This window comes from Micromonospora sp. WMMD558, from assembly GCF_049315255.1.
Lineage (GTDB): Bacteria > Actinomycetota > Actinomycetes > Mycobacteriales > Micromonosporaceae > Micromonospora.
In genome coordinates this window covers 3,543,876-3,560,743 of sequence record NZ_CP186061.1, presented here as the reverse complement: position 1 = coordinate 3,560,743, position 16,868 = coordinate 3,543,876, and the positions used below count along the sequence as shown (strand labels likewise).

The window sequence follows — 16,868 nt, the reverse complement described above, 5'->3', positions numbered from 1 at the left end:
CGAAGCTGTGGAATTACTGCAACGTGCTGCGCGCGACGGCGTTTCCACTATCGACTACGTTGAGCAGTTGACGTACCTGCTGTTCCTAAAAATGGCACACGAGCGCGCTACCCGAAAGCTCAACGCAGACACGTCGCTGGCGAACGTGGCGGGCGCGTGGCAGCGACTGCTGGACGCCGACGGGGACAAGCTGGAGATCGAGTATCGACACACGCTGGAGGAACTGGGCAAGCAGCCCGGCACCCTCGGCGTGATCTTCCGCAAGGCCCAGAACAAGATTCAGGACCCGGCAAAGCTTAAGCGGCTCATTGTCGACCTGATCGGCCAGCAGAGCTGGTCGAGCCAGGGTGTCGACGTCAAGGGCGACGCGTACGAGGAACTGCTTGCCAAGGGCGCGGAAGACATCAAGTCAGGAGCCGGGCAGTACTTCACTCCTCGTGCATTGATCTCCGCCATCGTGGACTGCGTCCAGCCCGGCCCGGACGACACCGTCTGCGACCCCGCCTGCGGCACCGGCGGATTCCTCCTAGCCGCCGCCGACCACATCACCGAACATTACGGCGCTACGCTTACTCCCGAGCAACGCGATCGGCTCGCCACGGGCGGGATCTGGGGCGTGGAGCTAGTGGATGGCACGGCCCGCCTGGCAGCGATGAACATGCTGTTGCACGGTATCGGCCGTCCCAACGGACCATCGTTGATCGAGGTGCGCGACAGCCTCGCTGAGCCGCCGAACAGGTATCCGAGTGTAATCCTGGCCAATCCCCCATTCGGCAAGAAGTCCTCGATCACGGTGATCGGGGAGAACGGGCGTGCGGCGCGCGAGGACATCGCCTACAGCCGCAACGACTTCTGGGTTACCACCACGAATAAACAACTCAACTTTGTCCAGCACATCGCTTCGATGCTCGGCGTACCCGGCCGAGCAGCCGTCGTCGTACCCGACAACGTGCTGTTCGAAGGCGGGGCCGGCGAGACCATCCGGAAACGGCTGCTCAAGCAGTTCGACGTCCATACCCTGCTGCGCCTTCCGACCGGCATCTGGTACGCCGGTGGCGTCAAGGCAAATGTGCTGTTCTTCGACAAGAAGCCGGCTCGGCCCGAGAAGCCGTGGACGTCGAAGCTGTGGGTGTACGACTTCCGCGTCGGCCAGCATTTCACCCTGAAGCAGAACAGGCTGCAGCGTCACCACCTGGACGACTTCGTTTCCCACTACCTCCCCTGCCAGCCGCGTGAAAGGCGGGAGGAGTCCGAGCGGTTCCGGGCCTTCACCTACGAGGAGTTGCTCGCCCGAGACAAGGTCAACCTCGACATCACCTGGCTGAAGGATCCAAGCCTCGAGGATGCCGACTCGCTCCTGCCGCCCGAGGTGATCGCTCGGGAAATCGTCGAGGACCTAGAGGCCGCCCTCAGCGAGTTCGCGGCGATCGCCGAGGCTCTGGAAGCCGCCAAGGCACCTTTGGCGGTTTCGGACGATTCCACGCAGTGAATCGTTACCAGGCCCCGGCAGGGCTAGCTGCTGCCCTTCCGGCTGTCGCGAGTCTGGGCCGACTGATCTGACTGGGTCCAGGCCGATGCAGTACCAGTCTGTGTGCAGGGCCCTCCATACGGTTGGTTGAGGTAGTCGGCGACGCGGTCCCTGTCACAGCCGTGTAAGAAGGCGAGATCGCGGACTCGCCGACTCATGGGCTACTCCGGCTCCACACCGCCGGCACGCAGGATCTGCCGCACTCGCTCGCGTGAGTAGCCCGTCCGCTTGACGAGATCCACCTGCCGAGCACCACGCCGGTACTCCTCGACCATGGCGCGATGCAGCTCTGCGCGGGCCTGGTCGAGCCGGGCCCGCGCCTCGGCCTTGATCTGCCTGGCCCGCTGCTCAGCTCGCGCCTCTGCTCGCGGCAGGGCGGCCTCTGCAACCCTCAGCGCACGCATCGCCTCGTCGAGGTCCACTTGGCCATCTTTGCTGGCAGCGGCATAGGCAAAACGCCTCGGGGCCCAGATTAGGCCAACCGTGAGGTTCACAGAGAAGGCCAACATGACTACTGTGCGAAGTTGGCCCTATAGAACGTCCCCCGGCCAGCGCCTCTAACGCCAACCAGGGGACTTGATCGGCCCCAGGGAGGTCGACCCGTGACAATCACGCCTGATCATCAGTCCGTCGTCCGTGCGGCGGTGGCCGCGCTGGACGCATTCGGCGCGCACTCCGCCCGCGAGGCGACCATCCTCATCGGCTACTGGTGCCGCCGCGACGAACTCACCCCAGACGACGTCGACGCCGTACTGCGCCGTTACCCGGACCGGGCCACCGATTCGCTGCCGCCCACGCCTACCCCGTACACCGCCGCCAGCCCGCACCGGGCAGGCGACGCGACCATCGGCGACCCGGGCGGCTGGACCTACGACCGCGCGCACGACACCAAGACGCCCGGCGGGCCGATCCCCGGCATCATCGCCGGCTACCCGGTGGGCGGCCGGCGATGAAGAGCCCCTCCACCACCCCCGACCCGCCCGCCTGCCCTCGCTGGTGCGACCGGGCCGACTGCGCTCGCCGAGGCCGGCACCAGTCCCGCGCCCGGCATGTCGAAACCGCCCGAGCCGAGGCGTACGTCATCGACCTGTCGCTGACCCAGTCGACACACCCGGCCGGCGAGCCGCTGCTACTGCTCACCGGCGTGGACGACGCCACCGTCGCCACCCTCACCCTGTCGCTGGCGCAGGGCGCCGTGCTGCGCTACCGGCTCGCCGCGCTACTCGACGTGGCCAAGATTGTCAGCAACCAGCGCAGGTGGTCGTGACGGCCTAGCCGACGGGCATCAGCAGCGCAGACGCGTCGAGCGCGACGCCCTAGTGGGCGTCGCGCTCGACGAGCGACCGGTGGCGTCCGGTCAGACGTTGAAGCCGAGGGAGCGGAGCTGGTCGCGACCCTCGTCGGTGATCTTGTCGGGGCCCCACGGCGGCAGCCAGACCCAGTTGATCCGGATGTCCTTGACCAGGCCGCCGCCGGGCCCGGTGGTCAGCGCCGACCGGGCCTGGTCCTCGATGACGTCGGTCAGCGGGCAGGCCGCCGAGGTGAGCGTCATGTCCAGGGTGGCGACGTTCTCGTCGTCGACGTGGACGCCGTACACCAGACCCAGGTCGACCACGTTGATGCCCAGCTCCGGGTCGACGACGTCCTTCATCGCCTCCTCGATGTCGGCGACGGCGGCCTTGCCGCCGCCGGTCGCCGGCGTCGCCGCGGTGGCGGTTTCCTCGCTGCTCATGCCTTCACCTCCGTCGGGCTGACGCCCACACCGGCGCGTGCCGCGGCGTCCTTGAACGCCATCCACGGCAGCAGCGCGCACTTGACCCGGGCGGGGTAACGGGCCACGCCCGCGAACGCGACCCCGTCGCCGAGCACGTCCTCGTCCGGCGTGACCTGGCCACGCCCGGACATCAACTCCACGAACGCCTCGTGCACCACGGCCGCCTCACCGGCCTTCCGGCCGGCCAGCAGCTCGTGCAGCACACTCGCCGAGGCCTGGCTGATCGAGCAGCCCAAGCCCTCGTACGAGACGTCGTGCAGCACCTCGCCGTCGGTGGCCACCCGGACGGTGACCTCGTCGCCGCAGGTCGGGTTGACGTGGTGCGCCTCGGCGACGGTCGCCGCCGGGTGGTCCGCGTCGCGCAGGCCGCGGCCGTGCGGGTGCTTGTAGTGGTCCAGGATGATCTCCTGGTAGAGCTGGTCGAGCTGCATCAGTCGAACACCTTCCGCACCTGCTCCAGGCCCGCCACCAGGGCGTCGATCTCCTCCGTGGTGGTGTAGAGGTAGAACGACGCCCGGGTCGTGGCCGGCACCCCGAACCGGGTGCAGACCGGGCGGGCGCAGTGGTGGCCCACCCGCACCTGCACGCCGAGCGAGTCGAGGACCTGGCCGACGTCGTGCGGGTGGATGTCGCCGAGCGCGAACGAGATCGTGCCGCCCCGGCCGACCGGCACCGTCGGGCCGAAGATCCGCAGCCCCGGGACGGTCGCCAGGGCGTCCAGCGCGTACGCGGTCAGCTGCTTCTCGTGCCACTGGATGGCCCGCATGCCGATGCCGGACAGGTAGTCCACCGCCGCGCCGAGCGCCACCGCCTCGGCGATCGGCGGGGTGCCCGCCTCGAACCGCGCCGGCGGCGCGGCGAAGGTCGACCCCGACATCGCCACGGTCTCGATCATCGAGCCACCGCCGAGCACCGGCGGCATCGCCGCGAGCAGCTCCGAGCGGCCCCACAGCACGCCGATGCCGGTCGGGCCGCACATCTTGTGCCCGGTGAAGACGATGAAGTCCGCGTCGTGGTCGACCACGTCCACCGGCATGTGCGGCACCGACTGCGAGCAGTCGAGCAGCAGCAGCGCACCCACCTCGCGGACCCGCGCGGTGATCCGCGAGGTGGCGTTGACGGTGCCGAGGATGTTGGACATGTGCACCAGCGAGACGATCTTCGTCCGCTCGGTGACCAGGTCCTCCAGGCCCGACTCGTCGAGGCGGCCCTGGTCGGTGACCGGGAACCAGCGCAGGGTCGCGCCGGTGCGCTCGCACAGCAGCTGCCAGGGGACGATGTTCGAGTGGTGCTCCATCTCGGAGATCACCACCTCGTCACCCGGGCCCAGCCGGAAGCGCGGGTCGGCGGCCGGACGCAGCGAGGCGTTCGAGAACGCGTACGCCACGATGTTGATCGCCTCGGTGGAGTTCTTGGTGAACACCACCTCGTCCACGCTCGGGGCGTTGATGAAGGCGGCCACCTTGGCCCGCGCGCCCTCGTACGCCTCGGTCGCCTCGGTGCCCAGCGTGTGCACCGAACGCGACACGTTGGCGTTGTGCCGCTCGTAGTGCTCGCGCAGCACGTCGAGCACCTGGCGCGGCTTGTGCGAGGTGTTCGCGCTGTCCAGGTAGACCAGCGGGTGCCCGTTGACCTCCCGGTCGAGGATCGGGAAGTCGGCGCGGACCGCGGCGACGTCGTAGCGCGGCACGTCGTCGTACTGCGGCATGCCCGACGGGATCGCGATGGAGGTCATCGTCCTGACCGGCCCTTCCTGGTCAGGCCCGCGCCGACCCGGCCCCGGCGACGTACCGCTCGTAGCCCTCTTCCTCGAGCTTGTCGGCCAGCTCCGGGCCGCCCTCCTCGACGATCCGGCCGGCGACGAACACGTGCACGAAGTCCGGCTTGATGTAGCGCAGGATCCGCGTGTAGTGGGTGATCAGCAGCAGGCCGGTGTCACCGGTGTCGCGCACCCGGTTGACGCCCTGGCTGACCACGCGCAGCGCGTCCACGTCGAGGCCGGAGTCGGTCTCGTCGAGGATCGCCATCTTCGGCTTGAGCAGCTCCAGCTGCACGATCTCGTGCCGCTTCTTCTCACCGCCGGAGAAGCCCTCGTTGACGTTGCGCTGGGCGAACGCCGGGTCCATCTGGAGGCGCTCCATGGCGCCGCGCAGCTCGCCGCCCCAGGTGCGCAGCTTCGGCGCCTCGCCGTCGATCGCGGTCTTGGCGGTGCGCAGGAAGTTCGCCACCGAGACCCCGGGGACCTCGACCGGGTACTGCATGGCCAGGAAGAGGCCGGCGCGGGCCCGCTCGTCGACGGACATCTCCAGGACGTCCTCGCCGTCGAGGGTCACCGAGCCGCCGGTGATCTCGTACTTCGGGTGCCCGGCGATCGAGTACGCCAGGGTCGACTTGCCGGAGCCGTTCGGACCCATGATGGCGTGGGTCTCCCCCGACTTCACGGTCAGGTTGACGCCGTGCAGGATCGGCTTGAGCTCACCCTCGGGCAGCTTCACCGACACCTGCAGGTCGCGGATCTCCAGGGTGCTCATTATCGGGTCACTCCATTGCTCGGCGTCAGGTCGACGTAGATGTCACCGTCGCGGATCTCGACGGGGTAGACGGGTACGGGTTCGGTGGCGGGCAGCCCGGTCGGCTCGCCGGTCCGCAGGTCGAAACGCGAGCCGTGCAGCCAGCATTCCAGCGTGCAGCCCTCCACCTCCCCCTCGGAGAGGGCGACGGCGGCGTGCGAGCACTCGTCGTACACGGCGTAGAACTCGCCGTCCTCGCCGTGGACCAGCGCGATCTGCGTGCCGTCGACGTCGGCGCTGATCGCGGTGCCCTTCGGCACGTCCTCGGTGGAGCAGATGCGGATCATCAGGCGCCGGCCTTCGCCAGCCGGGCCTCGATCGCCTCGCCGAGGCGCTCGCGCAGGGAGTCCACCGGGATCTTGTTCAGCAGCTCGGCGAAGAAGCCGCGGACCACCAGGCGGCGGGCCTCGGCCTCCGGGATGCCCCGGGCCATCAGGTAGAACAGCTGCTCGTCGTCGAAGCGGCCGGTCGCGCTCGCGTGGCCGGCGCCGGCGATCTCGCCGGTCTCGATCTCCAGATTGGGTACGGAATCCGCCCGCGCGCCGTCGGTGAGCAGCAGGTTCCGGTTGATCTCGTACGTGTCGGTGCCGGTCGCCTCGGCGCGGATCAGCACGTCGCCGACCCAGACCGTGCGGGCGCTGTCGCCCTGCAGCGCGCCCCGGTAGCCCACGTAGCTGCGGCAGTCCGGCACGCTGTGGTCGACCAGCTGCCGGTGCTCCAGGTGCTGGCCCGAGTCGGCGAAGTACACGCCGTACAGCTCGGCCTCGCCGCCACGCTCGGTGTACTCGACGGTGGTGTACTGGCGGACCAGGTCACCACCGAGGGTCACCTGGACGTGCAGCACGCGCGCGTCCCGGCCCAGCTTGACCTTGAGGTGCTGCGCCTGCACCGCGTCGTCGGCCCAGTCGGACACGGTGACCAGGGTGAGCTTCGCGCCGTCGGCCACGGAGACCTCGACGTTGTCGGCGAGGGTCGCCGAACCGACGTGCTCCAGCACCAGGACCGCCTCGGCGAACCGGCCCACCTCCACGAAGGTGTGCCCGTAGGCCAGGGCGTCGGCGCCCTGGCCGACCACCCGCACGGTCACCGGCTCGGCCACCACGGCCTCGCGGGCGACCTGCACCAGCAGCGCACCGACCGCACCGCCGTACGCGAGGGCGCTGATCCGGTCGACCGGGGTCAGCACGCTGCCGACCCGGGGGTCGTCCGAGCCGATCCGCTCGACGGTGACGCCGGCCGGCAGGTCGCCGTACTCGTGCCCGACCGTGCCGGTCGCGGCCTGTACCCCGCCCGACAGGCCGCGCAGCCGCTTGAGCGGGGTGAAGCGCCACTCCTCCTCCAGGCCGGTGAGGGCCGGGAAGTCGGCGACGTCGTACGAGCGGAGCGCCTGCGACTTGGTGCTGGGCGGCGCGGAAGCCTGGGTAGTCATCTCTTCCTTGGTTGTTCTGCGACGACGGTGTCATTGATCGGAGGGCGGGCCGGGGTTCGCCCGGCCCGGCCCGACGGGTCGGCGTTCGCGGTCGGCGTCAGCCGACCGCGCCCTCCATCTGCAGCTCGATCAGGCGGTTGAGCTCCAGCGCGTACTCCATCGGGAGTTCCTTGGCGATCGGCTCGATGAAGCCGCGGACGATCATCGCCATCGCCTCGTCCTCGCTGAGGCCCCGGCTCATCAGGTAGAAGAGCTGGTCCTCGCTGACCTTGGAGACGGTCGCCTCGTGCCCCATCGACACGTCGTCCTCGCGGATGTCGACGTACGGGTAGGTGTCCGAGCGGGAGATGGTGTCGACCAGCAGCGCGTCGCACTTCACGGTGCTCCTGCTGCTGTGCGAACCCTCCAGCACCTGGACCAGGCCCCGGTACGAGGTGCGGCCGCCGCCCCGGGCGATCGACTTGGAGACGATGGTGCTGCTGGTGTGCGGCGCGGCGTGCACCATCTTGGCGCCGGCGTCCTGGTGCTGGCCCTCGCCCGCCATGGCCACCGAGAGCACCTCGCCCTTGGCGTGCTCGCCGGTCATGTAGACCGCCGGGTACTTCATGGTGACCTTGGAACCGATGTTGCCGTCGATCCACTCCATGGTGGCGCCCTCGTGGCAGACGGCGCGCTTGGTGACCAGGTTGTAGACGTTGTTCGACCAGTTCTGGATGGTCGTGTAGCGGCAGCGGGCGTTCTTCTTGACGATGATCTCCACCACGGCGCTGTGCAGCGAGTCCGAGGAGTAGATGGGCGCGGTGCAGCCCTCGACGTAGTGCACGTACGCGCCCTCGTCGACGATGATCAGCGTCCGCTCGAACTGGCCCATGTTCTCCGTGTTGATCCGGAAGTAGGCCTGCAGCGGGATCTCCACGTGCACGCCCTTCGGCACGTAGATGAACGAGCCACCGGACCACACGGAGGTGTTCAGGGCGGCGAACTTGTTGTCGCCGACCGGGATCACCGTGCCGAAGTACTCCTTGAAGAGGTCCTCGTGCTCCTTGAGGGCGGTGTCGGTGTCGAGGAAGACGACGCCCTGCTCCTCCAGGTCCTCACGGATCTTGTGGTAGACGACCTCGGACTCGTACTGCGCCGCGACACCGGCGACGAGGCGCTGCTTCTCCGCCTCGGGGATGCCCAGCTTGTCGTAGGTGTTCTTGATGTCCTCGGGCAGGTCCTCCCAGCTGGTGGCCTGCTTCTCCGTGGACCGCACGAAGTACTTGATGTTGTCGAAGTCGATCCCGGTGAGGTCGGCGCCCCAGGCCGGCATCGGCTTGCGGTCGAACAGCCGCAGGCCCTTCAGGCGCAGGTCGAGCATCCAGGCCGGCTCGTTCTTCTTGGCCGAGATGTCCCGCACCACCGCCTCGCTGAGACCGCGCTGGGCGATCGCCCCGGCGACGTCGGGGTCGGCCCAGCCGTACTCGTAGTTGCCCAGGGCGGCGAGCTGCTCCTCCTGGGTCAGGGGCTGGACGATCTGCTCGGTCATCTATCTGTCCTCACAGTGGTGACGGTCTTACCGGACTGGGCACGCCCCGGCTGGGCCGGGATGTGCGTGGTGCACACCCCGTCGCCGTGCGCGATGGTGGCCAGGCGCTGCACGTGGGTGCCGACCAGACGGGAGATCACCGCGGTCTCGGCCTCGCACAGCTGGGGAAACTCGGCGGCCACGTGCGCCACCGGGCAGTGGTGCTGGCACAGCTGGCCGCCCGAGGCGATCGTGGACGCGTTGGCAGCGTAGCCCTCGGCGGTCAGCGCTCCGGCGAGCGCCTCCGCCCGCGCGAGGGGGTCGTCGCCGGCGTCCTCCATGGCGGCCCGGCACCGGGCCTCCAGGGCGGCCACCTGGTCGGCGGCGAACGCCTCCACCGCCTCCGGCCCACCGTTACGGGCGATCCAGCGCAGCGCGGCGGTCGCCATGTTGTCGTAGTGGTGGGTGCCGCAGCGGATCCGGGCGGCGTCGGTGAGCAGGAAGACCTTGGCGGGTCGGCCCCGGCCCCGGTGACCGCGTACCGCCTGCTCACGGGCGACCACGTCGCCTTCGGCGAGCATCGCGTCGAGGTGCCGGCGGATGGCGGCCGGGCTGAGCCCGAGCGCGTCGCCGAGCTGGGCGGCGGTCGTGGCACCCCGCTCCAGCAGCAGCTGGGTGACCCGGTCCCGGGTCGAGAGATCGGACGCGGCAGACTGACCGGCGGCCGGTACGGGCGCCGGCCGGTGCCCGGAGACCCCCGCCGCGTTTTTCACAACGCCAACGTTACGTAATTCGTCAGGGGCCCGCAAACCCGGGGTCGGTGATCCGAACCACCGCACCGGCGGAGTCACCCGATCGGGTTCCACTACGGTGCGTAGGATTTGCGCCGTGACTCCTGCCGTCCGGTTCCCGGTCTCCACCACCCTGCTGCGCCGTCTGGCGTTCGCCAACATCGTCGCGAACGTCGCGATCGTCGTCACCGGCGGGGCGGTCCGGCTGACCGCGTCCGGCCTGGGCTGCCCCACGTGGCCCCGGTGCACCGACGAGTCGTACATCACGACGCCCGAGATGGGCGTGCACGGGGTGATCGAGTTCGGCAACCGCCTGCTCACCTTCGTCCTGGTGCTGATCGCCGGTGCCACGCTGCTGGCCGCGTGGGCACACCGCCCCCGCCGGCGCAGCGTGGTGCTGCTGGCCGTGGCGGTGGTGCTGGGCATCGCGGCGCAGGCGGTGATCGGCGGGATCACGGTGCGGATGCAACTGCACCCCTCGATCGTCGGCATCCACTTCGTGGTCTCCATGGTGCTGCTGCTGGCCGCCTACGCCCTCTGGCGCCGCATCGACGAACCGGACGGCCCGACGCACCCCCTGGTCCCGGCGCCGCTCCGGACGCTGGTGCAGATCGTTGTCGCGGTCAGCGCGGCGGTGATCGTCGTCGGCGTGGCGGTGACCGGCAGCGGGCCGCACGCCGGTGACGCCGACGCGGTGCGCAACGGGCTGAACCCCGAGACGATCTCCCAGGTGCACGCCGACCTGGTGTTCCTCCTCGTCGGCCTGAGCCTGGCGCTGTGGCTGGCGCTGCGGGCGGTCGGCGGGCCGGCGAGCGCCATCCGCGCCGCCCGCGTGCTGCTCGTCATCGAGCTGGCTCAGGGGATCGTCGGCTTTGTCCAGTACTTCACGGATCTGCCGGTGCTTCTCGTCGGCGCGCACATGCTCGGGTCCTGCCTGGTGTGGCTCGCCACCCTGTCGGTCCTCTGGTCGACCCGCGAACGCCGCCCGACCGCCCCCACCGGCACCACGCCCGCCACCGAGATACCGGTCGCAGTCCACGCCTGACGATCGCTGCTGTGGTGAGGGGACAACGTCGGGGAAGATGTCCCCTCGCTGCCGCTTGAGACAGCAACTTCCCCGAAGTTGCCGCGCCCCGCGCCCGCAGGTGGCGCGGGCGTCAGGTGCGGCTGGTGAGGTGGGTGAGGATGGCATCGGCGAGGCGCTCGGGGGCGCCGTCGGCGTACGCCAGGAAGAGGGACGGCTCGGTGAGCTCCAGCTCGACCAGGACCGGGCTGCCGTCGGCGCCCGGGATCAGGTCGACGCGGGCGTAGAGCAGCCGGTCGGGGCCGCCCGGCACCGCCGCGAGGGTCTTCTCGGCCACCGCCAGCTGCTCCGCCGTGGCGGTGCGGGCGGTGATCGCCTCGGGCTTGTAGAGGCCGTCGACGCCCAGGTCGGGACCGCTCAGCATCGCACCCTTGCGGATCGCGTGGCTGTAGGTGAGGCCGCCCGGGCCGGCGACGAACAGCAGCGCGGTCTCGCCGGCGGTGTCGACCGCCGAGAGGTACGGCTGGACCATGGTGACCCGCCCGGCCGCGCCGAGCCGCCGTACGTGCTCCCGGGCGAGGTCGCGGTGCCCGGGGTCGGCCAGGTCGTACCGGCCGGTGTCCTGGCTGCCGGCGCTGACCGAGGGCTTGAGCACGTACTCGCCGTGCTCGCCCGGCGGTTCCCACTCCTCGCCGGGGGTGACCCACGCGGTGGGGACGGTCGGCACCCCGGCGGCGGAGAGCTCGTCGAGGTACCGCTTGTCGGTGTTCCAGGCGACGATCTCCGCCGGGTTCGCCAGGGCCGGCACGGCCGCCGCCCAGGCGACGAACTCGTCGCGGCGGGGCATGTAGTCCCAGGGCGAACGGAGCACCGCCAGGTCGTAGGCGGCCCAGTCGACGGCGGGGTCGTCCCAGACGACCGGGTCGGCGCTGACGCCCCGGGCGGCGAGGGGAGCGACGACGAGACGGTCGTCGTCCTCCAGGTCGGGCAGGGCGGCGCAGGTGACGAGAGCGACCCGGGGTTCCCCCCGGGTCGACTGGTGGTGGTTGGTCAATTTATGTCAACGGGCCATCGTGCGCCGGGCCATCGACCGCCAGAGGTCGTTGCTCGGACGCATCTGGTCCATCAGTTCACGCTCCCAGGCGTTCTCGACGGTGACTCCCGCCTTGGCGCACGCCTGCCGCGCGACGACGGTGTCGTCCGCGAACTGGTCGCCCCAGGCCCCGTCGGAGCCGACGAGGACGATGCGTGCGCCGCGCTTGCCGACGTACTCGATGACCGCCTTCGCCCCGCCGTGTCCGGCGGCGAACGACTTGATACCGGCAACCAGGCCGTTGGGAGCCTGGTCGTTGGCGGTCTGTTCAGCCGTCAGCGTCGTATCGGAACCATCTGCCATGACGCGAAGCCTAAGCAGACTCGCACCCATGCGGGCGAGTTCCGTGAACCTTTTGTGATGCCAATTACCCCGAGGTTTAAGGAAGACCACAGGTGATTCGACCGGTTTTATCCCGTAATTTCCTCACGAATGGGTGGCGCCAAAGTTGCATAGACATGAACGTGAAAGACGGACCCGGGGGTGTGAGGAAATTACTATCTACCAAATGAAAAGCCGGACAACTCATCCATGAGGATGACTTGTCCGGACTGTTCGGGAGTGGATCAGATCAACGCGTCGAGCGCGACCGCCGCGAACACGATGGTCAGGTACGTCGTCGACCAGTGGAACAGCCGCATCGGCTTGACCGCCTCGCCCCGGCTCGCCCGGCGCGCCAGCTTGTGCGCCTCCACCAGGAAGATCGCGCCCACCACCAGGGTCGGCACGCCGTAGACGGCGCTCATCCCGAGCGGCCAGACCGCCAGCGAGGTGAGCACGGTCAGCCAGGCGAAGACCAGGATCTCGGCGTTGACCCGGCGGGTGGACGCCACCACCGGCAGCATCGGGATGCCGGCTCGCGCGTAGTCGTCCTTGTACTTCATGGCGAGCGGGTAGAAGTGCGGCATCTGCCAGAAGAAGACCACCGCGAACAGCGCCCACGCGGCGGGCGCCAGCGAACCGGTCACCGCCGCCCAGCCGATCAGCACCGGCGCGGCCCCGCACGCGCCGCCCCAGAAGGTGTTCGCCGCGGTCGTGCGCTTGAGCCAGGCGGTGTAGACGAGGTCGTAGTAGACGATCGCCGCCAGGGTGAGGCCGGCCGCCAGGAGGTTGGTGAACGCCGCCATCAGCGCCACCGACACCACGGCCAGCACCAGGCCGAAGACCAGCGCGTTGCGCGGCGTCACGGTGTGCGCCGGCAGCGGGCGACGCTTGGTCCGCCGCATGAGCTGGTCGATGTCCCGGTCGATGTAGCAGTTGAGGACGCTGGCCGCGCCGGCGGCGAGCGACCCGCCGACCAGCACCACGGCGACCAGCCACAGCGAGGGCATGCCGCCGTGCGCGAGCATCATCGCGGGCACGGTGGTGACCAGCAGCAACTCGACGATCCGGGGCTTGGTCAACGCCACATACGCCGCGACGACCGCCCGCACGTCCCGCCGCGAGGTGGCCTCGTCGGCCGGCACCGTGCGCACCGGCTGCCCGGCAGGGTTGCTGACGGGGCGCTCGGTGATCATGCTCACGGATTGCCACCTTCCGGCGTCGGCTGGGGAGGTCGGGATCGGCGCGACCCGGCTCGGGGTCCACACACCGCCCCACACACTACGCGCTGTCGTTTTGGCAGCCCGGGCGACCCGGCAACGGTGCGGGGCGTCACACCCTCGATCGAACGTGCAACCGCGCGGAGACGTACAGAACAGCATGCAGAGATCCCTGGGCGGACGTTTAGGACCGCTCGATAGGGTCACCAGTGAGGGTTCCGCCCATCTGCCGAGGAGCACAACCATCGTGGCTGCCAACCGACCCGAGCACCCCGCACTGAACTGGTCCGACCTCGACCGCCGGGCCGTCGACACGGTCCGCGTGCTGGCCATGGACGCCGTGGAGAAATCCGGCAACGGTCACCCCGGCACCGCGATGAGCCTCGCGCCCGCGGCCTACCTGCTCTTCAACCGGGTCATGCGGCACAACCCCGCGGACCCGACCTGGCCGGGCCGGGACCGGTTCGTCCTCTCCGCCGGCCACTCCAGCCTCACCCTCTACATCCAGCTCTTCCTCTCCGGTTACCCGCTGGGCCTGGAGGACCTGAAGTCGCTGCGGCAGTGGGGTTCGCTGACCCCGGGCCACCCGGAGCACGGGCACACCCCGGGCGTGGAGACCACGACCGGCCCGCTCGGGCAGGGCGTCGGCAACGCGGTCGGCATGGCGATGGCGGCCCGCCGGGAGCGTGGCCTGTTCGACCCGGAGGCCGAGCCGGGCGCCTCGGTCTTCGACCACGACATCTGGTGCATCGCCTCCGACGGCGACATCGAGGAGGGCATCTCCCACGAGGCGAGCGCGCTCGCCGGGCACCAGCAGCTGGGCAACCTCTGCCTGATCTACGACGACAACGAGATCTCGATCGAGGACGACACCCGCATCGCCAAGAGCGAGGACGTCGCGGCCCGTTACGAGGCGTACGGCTGGCACGTCCAGACGGTGGACTGGCGCCGCGGCGACGCCGACCAGGGCGACTACCACGAGGACGTGGAGGCCCTGTACCGGGCGCTGCTGGCCGCCAAGGCGGAGACCGGCCGCCCCTCCTTCATCGCGCTGCGGACCATCATCGGCTGGCCCGCCCCCAACAAGCAGAACACCGGCAAGATCCACGGCTCGGCGCTCGGCGCCGACGAGGTCGCCGCCACCAAGCAGATCCTCGGCTTCGACCCGCAGAACACCTTCGAGGTCGACGAGGAGGTCCTCAAGCACGCGCGGCAGGTGATGGAGCGCGGTGCGGAGGCACAGCGCTCCTGGACCGACGCCTTCGAAACCTGGGCGCAGGGCAACCCCGAGCGCAGGGCGCTCTGGGACCGGCTGGCCACCCGTACGCTGCCGCAGGGCTGGACGGACGCGCTGCCGGAGTTCCCCGCCGACGCCAAGGGCATCGCCACCCGCGCCGCGTCCGGCAAGGTGCTCGAGGCGCTCGCGCCGGTGCTGCCGGAGCTGTGGGGCGGCTCCGCCGACCTGGCCGAGAGCAACAACACCACCATGAAGGGCGAGCCGTCGTTCGTCCCGGCCGTGCACGCGACCAAGGACTTCCCCGGCCACGAGTACGGCCGCACGCTGCACTTCGGCATCCGCGAGCACGCGATGGGCGCGATCCTCAACGGCATCGCCCTGCACGGCGGCACCCGCCCGTACGGCGGCACGTTCCTCGTCTTCAGCGACTACATGCGCCCCTCCGTCCGGCTCGCGGCGCTGATGAAGCTGCCGGTGATCTACGTCTGGACGCACGACTCGATCGGCCTCGGCGAGGACGGCCCGACCCACCAGCCGGTGGAGCACCTGACCGCGCTGCGGGCCATCCCCGGCCTGGACGTGGTCCGCCCGGCCGACGCGAACGAGACCGCGTGGGCCTGGCGGCGGGCCCTCGAGCACACCGACCGGCCGACCGCGCTGGCGCTCAGCCGCCAGGCGCTGCCGACCGTCGACCGGTCGACCCTCGCGGGCGCCGAGGGTGTGGCGAAGGGCGGGTACGTACTGGCCGAGGCGTCCACCGGCAAGCCGCAGGTGATCATCGTCGGCACCGGGTCGGAGGTGCAGCTCTGCCTCACCGCCCGGGAGCGGCTGGAGGCCGACGGCACCCCCACCCGCGTGGTGTCGATGCCGTGCCAGGAGTGGTTCGCCGAGCAGGACGAGGCGTACCGCGAGTCGGTCCTGCCGCGGAGCGTGCGGGCGCGGGTCAGCGTGGAGGCGGGTGTCGCGATGTCGTGGCGCGCGATCGTCGGCGACTGCGGCGAGACCGTCAGCCTGGAGCACTACGGGGCGAGCGCCCCGCACTCGGTGCTCTTCGAGCAGTTCGGGTTCACCCCCGACCGGATCGTGGCCGCCGCGCACGCGGCGCTGACCCGCGTCGGTGACATCACTGGTTTCACCACCGGCAACTGAGGGGAGCGTGGACGGCATGACGGACAGGTTGGGTGAGCTCACCGCCGCGGGCGTGGCGGTCTGGCTCGATGATCTTTCACGGGTACGGCTCAGCTCCGGCGGACTGGACCAGCTGCGCCGGGAACAGCACCTCGTCGGCGTGACCAGCAATCCGACGATCTTCGCCAAGGCGCTGAGCGACGCCGACGAGTACGACTGGCAGCTGCGCGACCTGGCCATCCGCGGGGTGGACGTCGAGGAGGCGGTGCGCAACCTCACCGCGTACGACGTGCGGTGGGCCTGCGACGTGATGCGCCCGGCGTACGACGCCACCGCCGGGGTCGACGGCCGGGTCTCCCTGGAGGTGGACCCGCGGCTGGCGTACGAGACGGAGCGGACCGTCGCCGAGGCGAAGGCGCTCTGGTGGCTGGTCGACCGGCCGAACCTCTTCATCAAGATCCCGGCCACCGAGGCCGGCCTGCCGGCGATCACCGCCACCCTGGCCGAGGGCATCAGCGTCAACGTCACCCTGATCTTCGGCCTGGACCGGTACTCGCAGGTCATGGACGCGTTCCTCGCCGGTCTGGAGCAGGCGAAGGCCAACGGCCACGACCTGTCCAAGATCGGATCGGTGGCGTCGTTCTTCGTGTCGCGGGTCGACACGGAGGTCGACAAGCGCCTGGAGAAGATCGGCTCGGCGGAGGCCAGGGCGCTGCGCGGCAAGGCCGCGGTCGCCAACGCGCGGCTCGCCTACGAGCGTTACACCGAGGTCTTCTCCTCCGATCGCTGGCAGGCCCTCGCCGACGCCGGGGCGCACCCGCAGCGCCCGCTGTGGGCGTCCACCTCGACGAAGAACCCGGACTACCGGGACGTGATCTACGTGGAGGAGCTGATCGCGCCCGGCACCGTCAACACCATGCCGGAGCCGGTGATCCACGCGTTCGCCGACCACGGCGAGGTCCGGGGCGACACCGTCACCGGCGCGTACGACGACGCCCGGCAGGTCTTCGCGGGTCTGGAGTCGGTCGGCGTCGACATGGCCGACGTGATCGAGACGCTGGAGCGCGAGGGCGTGGAGAAGTTCGAGACGAGCTGGAACGAGCTGCTCGACGGCGTCCGCAAGTCGCTGGAGGCGGCGGTCAAGGGCACCGGTCACCCGGGTGGCGCCGCCAAGGACAGCGCCGAGGCCGCGCGGAAGGCCGGAGGTAACGCGTGAGCGAGCGCAGCGAGCGAACCATCAGGCACC

Annotated in this window: 18 protein-coding genes; 6 read left to right on the top strand and 12 right to left on the bottom strand. The window is 70.1% G+C overall.

The genetic code is table 11. From position 1 onward, the window contains the following. Positions 1-67 precede the first annotated feature (67 nt). On the top strand, positions 68-1,489 hold the full coding sequence (locus tag ACN26Y_RS17265) for an HsdM family class I SAM-dependent methyltransferase (protein WP_422733015.1): 1,422 nt from the start codon (positions 68-70) through the stop codon (positions 1,487-1,489). A 200-nt stretch (positions 1,490-1,689) separates the two neighbouring features. On the opposite strand, the gene ACN26Y_RS17260 is transcribed toward ACN26Y_RS17265, so the two are convergent. Next, positions 1,690-1,950 carry a hypothetical protein gene (locus tag ACN26Y_RS17260; protein WP_422733014.1) on the bottom strand — a complete coding sequence of 87 codons (261 nt, stop codon included), beginning with the start codon at positions 1,948-1,950 and terminating at the stop codon, positions 1,690-1,692. A 180-nt stretch (positions 1,951-2,130) separates the two neighbouring features. On the opposite strand from ACN26Y_RS17260, the gene ACN26Y_RS17255 reads away from it, so the two are divergent. After that, positions 2,131-2,481, top strand: a complete 351-nt coding sequence (locus ACN26Y_RS17255) for a hypothetical protein (protein ID WP_422733013.1) — start codon at positions 2,131-2,133, stop codon at positions 2,479-2,481. After that, complete coding sequence (locus ACN26Y_RS17250) at positions 2,478-2,795, top strand: hypothetical protein (RefSeq protein ID WP_422733012.1); 318 nt, start codon at positions 2,478-2,480, stop codon at positions 2,793-2,795. The genes ACN26Y_RS17255 and ACN26Y_RS17250 overlap by 4 nt, the downstream gene beginning before the upstream one ends. 90 nt (positions 2,796-2,885) lie before the next feature. Here the strand turns inward: ACN26Y_RS17250 and ACN26Y_RS17245 are convergent, their stop codons facing one another. The 8 genes from ACN26Y_RS17245 to ACN26Y_RS17210 all read right to left on the bottom strand — a co-directional run bounded on the left by ACN26Y_RS17245 (position 2,886) and on the right by ACN26Y_RS17210 (position 9,581). Then, entirely contained in the window at positions 2,886-3,260 is a 375-nt protein-coding gene (locus ACN26Y_RS17245; protein ID WP_155331249.1) for a metal-sulfur cluster assembly factor, read from the bottom strand. Then, a complete protein-coding gene (sufU, locus tag ACN26Y_RS17240) occupies positions 3,257-3,733 on the bottom strand; it encodes a Fe-S cluster assembly sulfur transfer protein SufU (RefSeq protein WP_155331248.1) in 477 nt (158 codons plus the stop codon). Before sufU ends, ACN26Y_RS17245 begins: the two co-directional genes overlap by 4 nt. Further along, on the bottom strand, positions 3,733-5,037 hold the full coding sequence (locus tag ACN26Y_RS17235) for a cysteine desulfurase (RefSeq protein ID WP_422733011.1): 1,305 nt from the start codon (positions 5,035-5,037) through the stop codon (positions 3,733-3,735). Before ACN26Y_RS17235 ends, sufU begins: the two co-directional genes overlap by 1 nt. Positions 5,038-5,059: 22 nt before the next feature. Beyond that, positions 5,060-5,833 (bottom strand): Fe-S cluster assembly ATPase SufC, encoded by a 774-nt coding sequence (gene sufC / locus ACN26Y_RS17230; RefSeq protein ID WP_155331246.1) that lies wholly within the window; start codon positions 5,831-5,833, stop codon positions 5,060-5,062. Further along, positions 5,833-6,159, bottom strand: coding sequence for a non-heme iron oxygenase ferredoxin subunit (locus ACN26Y_RS17225; RefSeq protein WP_155331245.1), 327 nt, complete (start codon positions 6,157-6,159; stop codon positions 5,833-5,835). The genes sufC and ACN26Y_RS17225 overlap by 1 nt, the downstream gene beginning before the upstream one ends. Beyond that, the gene (gene sufD / locus ACN26Y_RS17220) at positions 6,159-7,301 is read right to left on the bottom strand and encodes a Fe-S cluster assembly protein SufD (protein ID WP_155331244.1); all 1,143 of its coding nucleotides are present in this window, start codon (positions 7,299-7,301) and stop codon (positions 6,159-6,161) included. The genes ACN26Y_RS17225 and sufD overlap by 1 nt, the downstream gene beginning before the upstream one ends. Before the next feature lie 97 nt (positions 7,302-7,398). After that, positions 7,399-8,829, bottom strand: a complete 1,431-nt coding sequence (gene sufB, locus ACN26Y_RS17215; RefSeq protein ID WP_155331243.1) for a Fe-S cluster assembly protein SufB — start codon at positions 8,827-8,829, stop codon at positions 7,399-7,401. After that, positions 8,826-9,581 (bottom strand): helix-turn-helix transcriptional regulator, encoded by a 756-nt coding sequence (locus ACN26Y_RS17210; RefSeq protein ID WP_155331242.1) that lies wholly within the window; start codon positions 9,579-9,581, stop codon positions 8,826-8,828. The genes sufB and ACN26Y_RS17210 overlap by 4 nt, the downstream gene beginning before the upstream one ends. Before the next feature lie 97 nt (positions 9,582-9,678). Between ACN26Y_RS17210 and ACN26Y_RS17205 the strand changes: the two genes are divergently transcribed. Further along, positions 9,679-10,644 (top strand): COX15/CtaA family protein, encoded by a 966-nt coding sequence (locus ACN26Y_RS17205; RefSeq protein WP_196255869.1) that lies wholly within the window; start codon positions 9,679-9,681, stop codon positions 10,642-10,644. A gap of 112 nt (positions 10,645-10,756) precedes the next feature. Here ACN26Y_RS17205 and ACN26Y_RS17200 read toward each other — a convergent pair whose 3' ends face one another. From ACN26Y_RS17200 to ACN26Y_RS17190, 3 genes are all read right to left on the bottom strand, one after another. Then, positions 10,757-11,677 (bottom strand): ATP-grasp domain-containing protein, encoded by a 921-nt coding sequence (locus tag ACN26Y_RS17200; protein WP_155331240.1) that lies wholly within the window; start codon positions 11,675-11,677, stop codon positions 10,757-10,759. A gap of 6 nt (positions 11,678-11,683) precedes the next feature. Beyond that, positions 11,684-12,019, bottom strand: coding sequence for a hypothetical protein (locus ACN26Y_RS17195; protein WP_155331239.1), 336 nt, complete (start codon positions 12,017-12,019; stop codon positions 11,684-11,686). Positions 12,020-12,282: 263 nt separating this feature from the next. Further along, positions 12,283-13,239: a heme o synthase gene (locus ACN26Y_RS17190; protein ID WP_155331238.1), complete on the bottom strand. Its 957-nt coding sequence runs from the start codon at positions 13,237-13,239 to the stop codon at positions 12,283-12,285. 265 nt (positions 13,240-13,504) lie between these two features. Between ACN26Y_RS17190 and tkt the strand changes: the two genes are divergently transcribed. Beyond that, the gene (tkt, locus tag ACN26Y_RS17185; RefSeq protein ID WP_422733010.1) at positions 13,505-15,643 is read left to right on the top strand and encodes a transketolase; all 2,139 of its coding nucleotides are present in this window, start codon (positions 13,505-13,507) and stop codon (positions 15,641-15,643) included. A gap of 16 nt (positions 15,644-15,659) precedes the next feature. Beyond that, positions 15,660-16,838: a transaldolase gene (gene tal / locus ACN26Y_RS17180; RefSeq protein WP_366602166.1), complete on the top strand. Its 1,179-nt coding sequence runs from the start codon at positions 15,660-15,662 to the stop codon at positions 16,836-16,838. The last annotated feature ends 30 nt before the right edge of the window (positions 16,839-16,868 follow it).

Bases quoted from the DNA above. Each gene is read 5' to 3' on its own strand.
- ACN26Y_RS17250 (WP_422733012.1), top strand. From the start codon at position 2,478: ATGAAGAGCCCCTCCACCACCCCCGACCCGCCCGCCTGCCCTCGCTGG.
- ACN26Y_RS17245 (WP_155331249.1), bottom strand. From the start codon at position 3,260: ATGAGCAGCGAGGAAACCGCCACCGCGGCGACGCCGGCGACCGGCGGC.
- sufU (WP_155331248.1), bottom strand. From the start codon at position 3,733: ATGCAGCTCGACCAGCTCTACCAGGAGATCATCCTGGACCACTACAAG.
- ACN26Y_RS17235 (WP_422733011.1), bottom strand. From the start codon at position 5,037: ATGACCTCCATCGCGATCCCGTCGGGCATGCCGCAGTACGACGACGTG.
- sufC (WP_155331246.1), bottom strand. From the start codon at position 5,833: ATGAGCACCCTGGAGATCCGCGACCTGCAGGTGTCGGTGAAGCTGCCC.
- ACN26Y_RS17225 (WP_155331245.1), bottom strand. From the start codon at position 6,159: ATGATCCGCATCTGCTCCACCGAGGACGTGCCGAAGGGCACCGCGATC.
- sufD (WP_155331244.1), bottom strand. From the start codon at position 7,301: ATGACTACCCAGGCTTCCGCGCCGCCCAGCACCAAGTCGCAGGCGCTC.
- sufB (WP_155331243.1), bottom strand. From the start codon at position 8,829: ATGACCGAGCAGATCGTCCAGCCCCTGACCCAGGAGGAGCAGCTCGCC.
- ACN26Y_RS17195 (WP_155331239.1), bottom strand. From the start codon at position 12,019: ATGGCAGATGGTTCCGATACGACGCTGACGGCTGAACAGACCGCCAAC.
- tal (WP_366602166.1), top strand. From the start codon at position 15,660: ATGACGGACAGGTTGGGTGAGCTCACCGCCGCGGGCGTGGCGGTCTGG.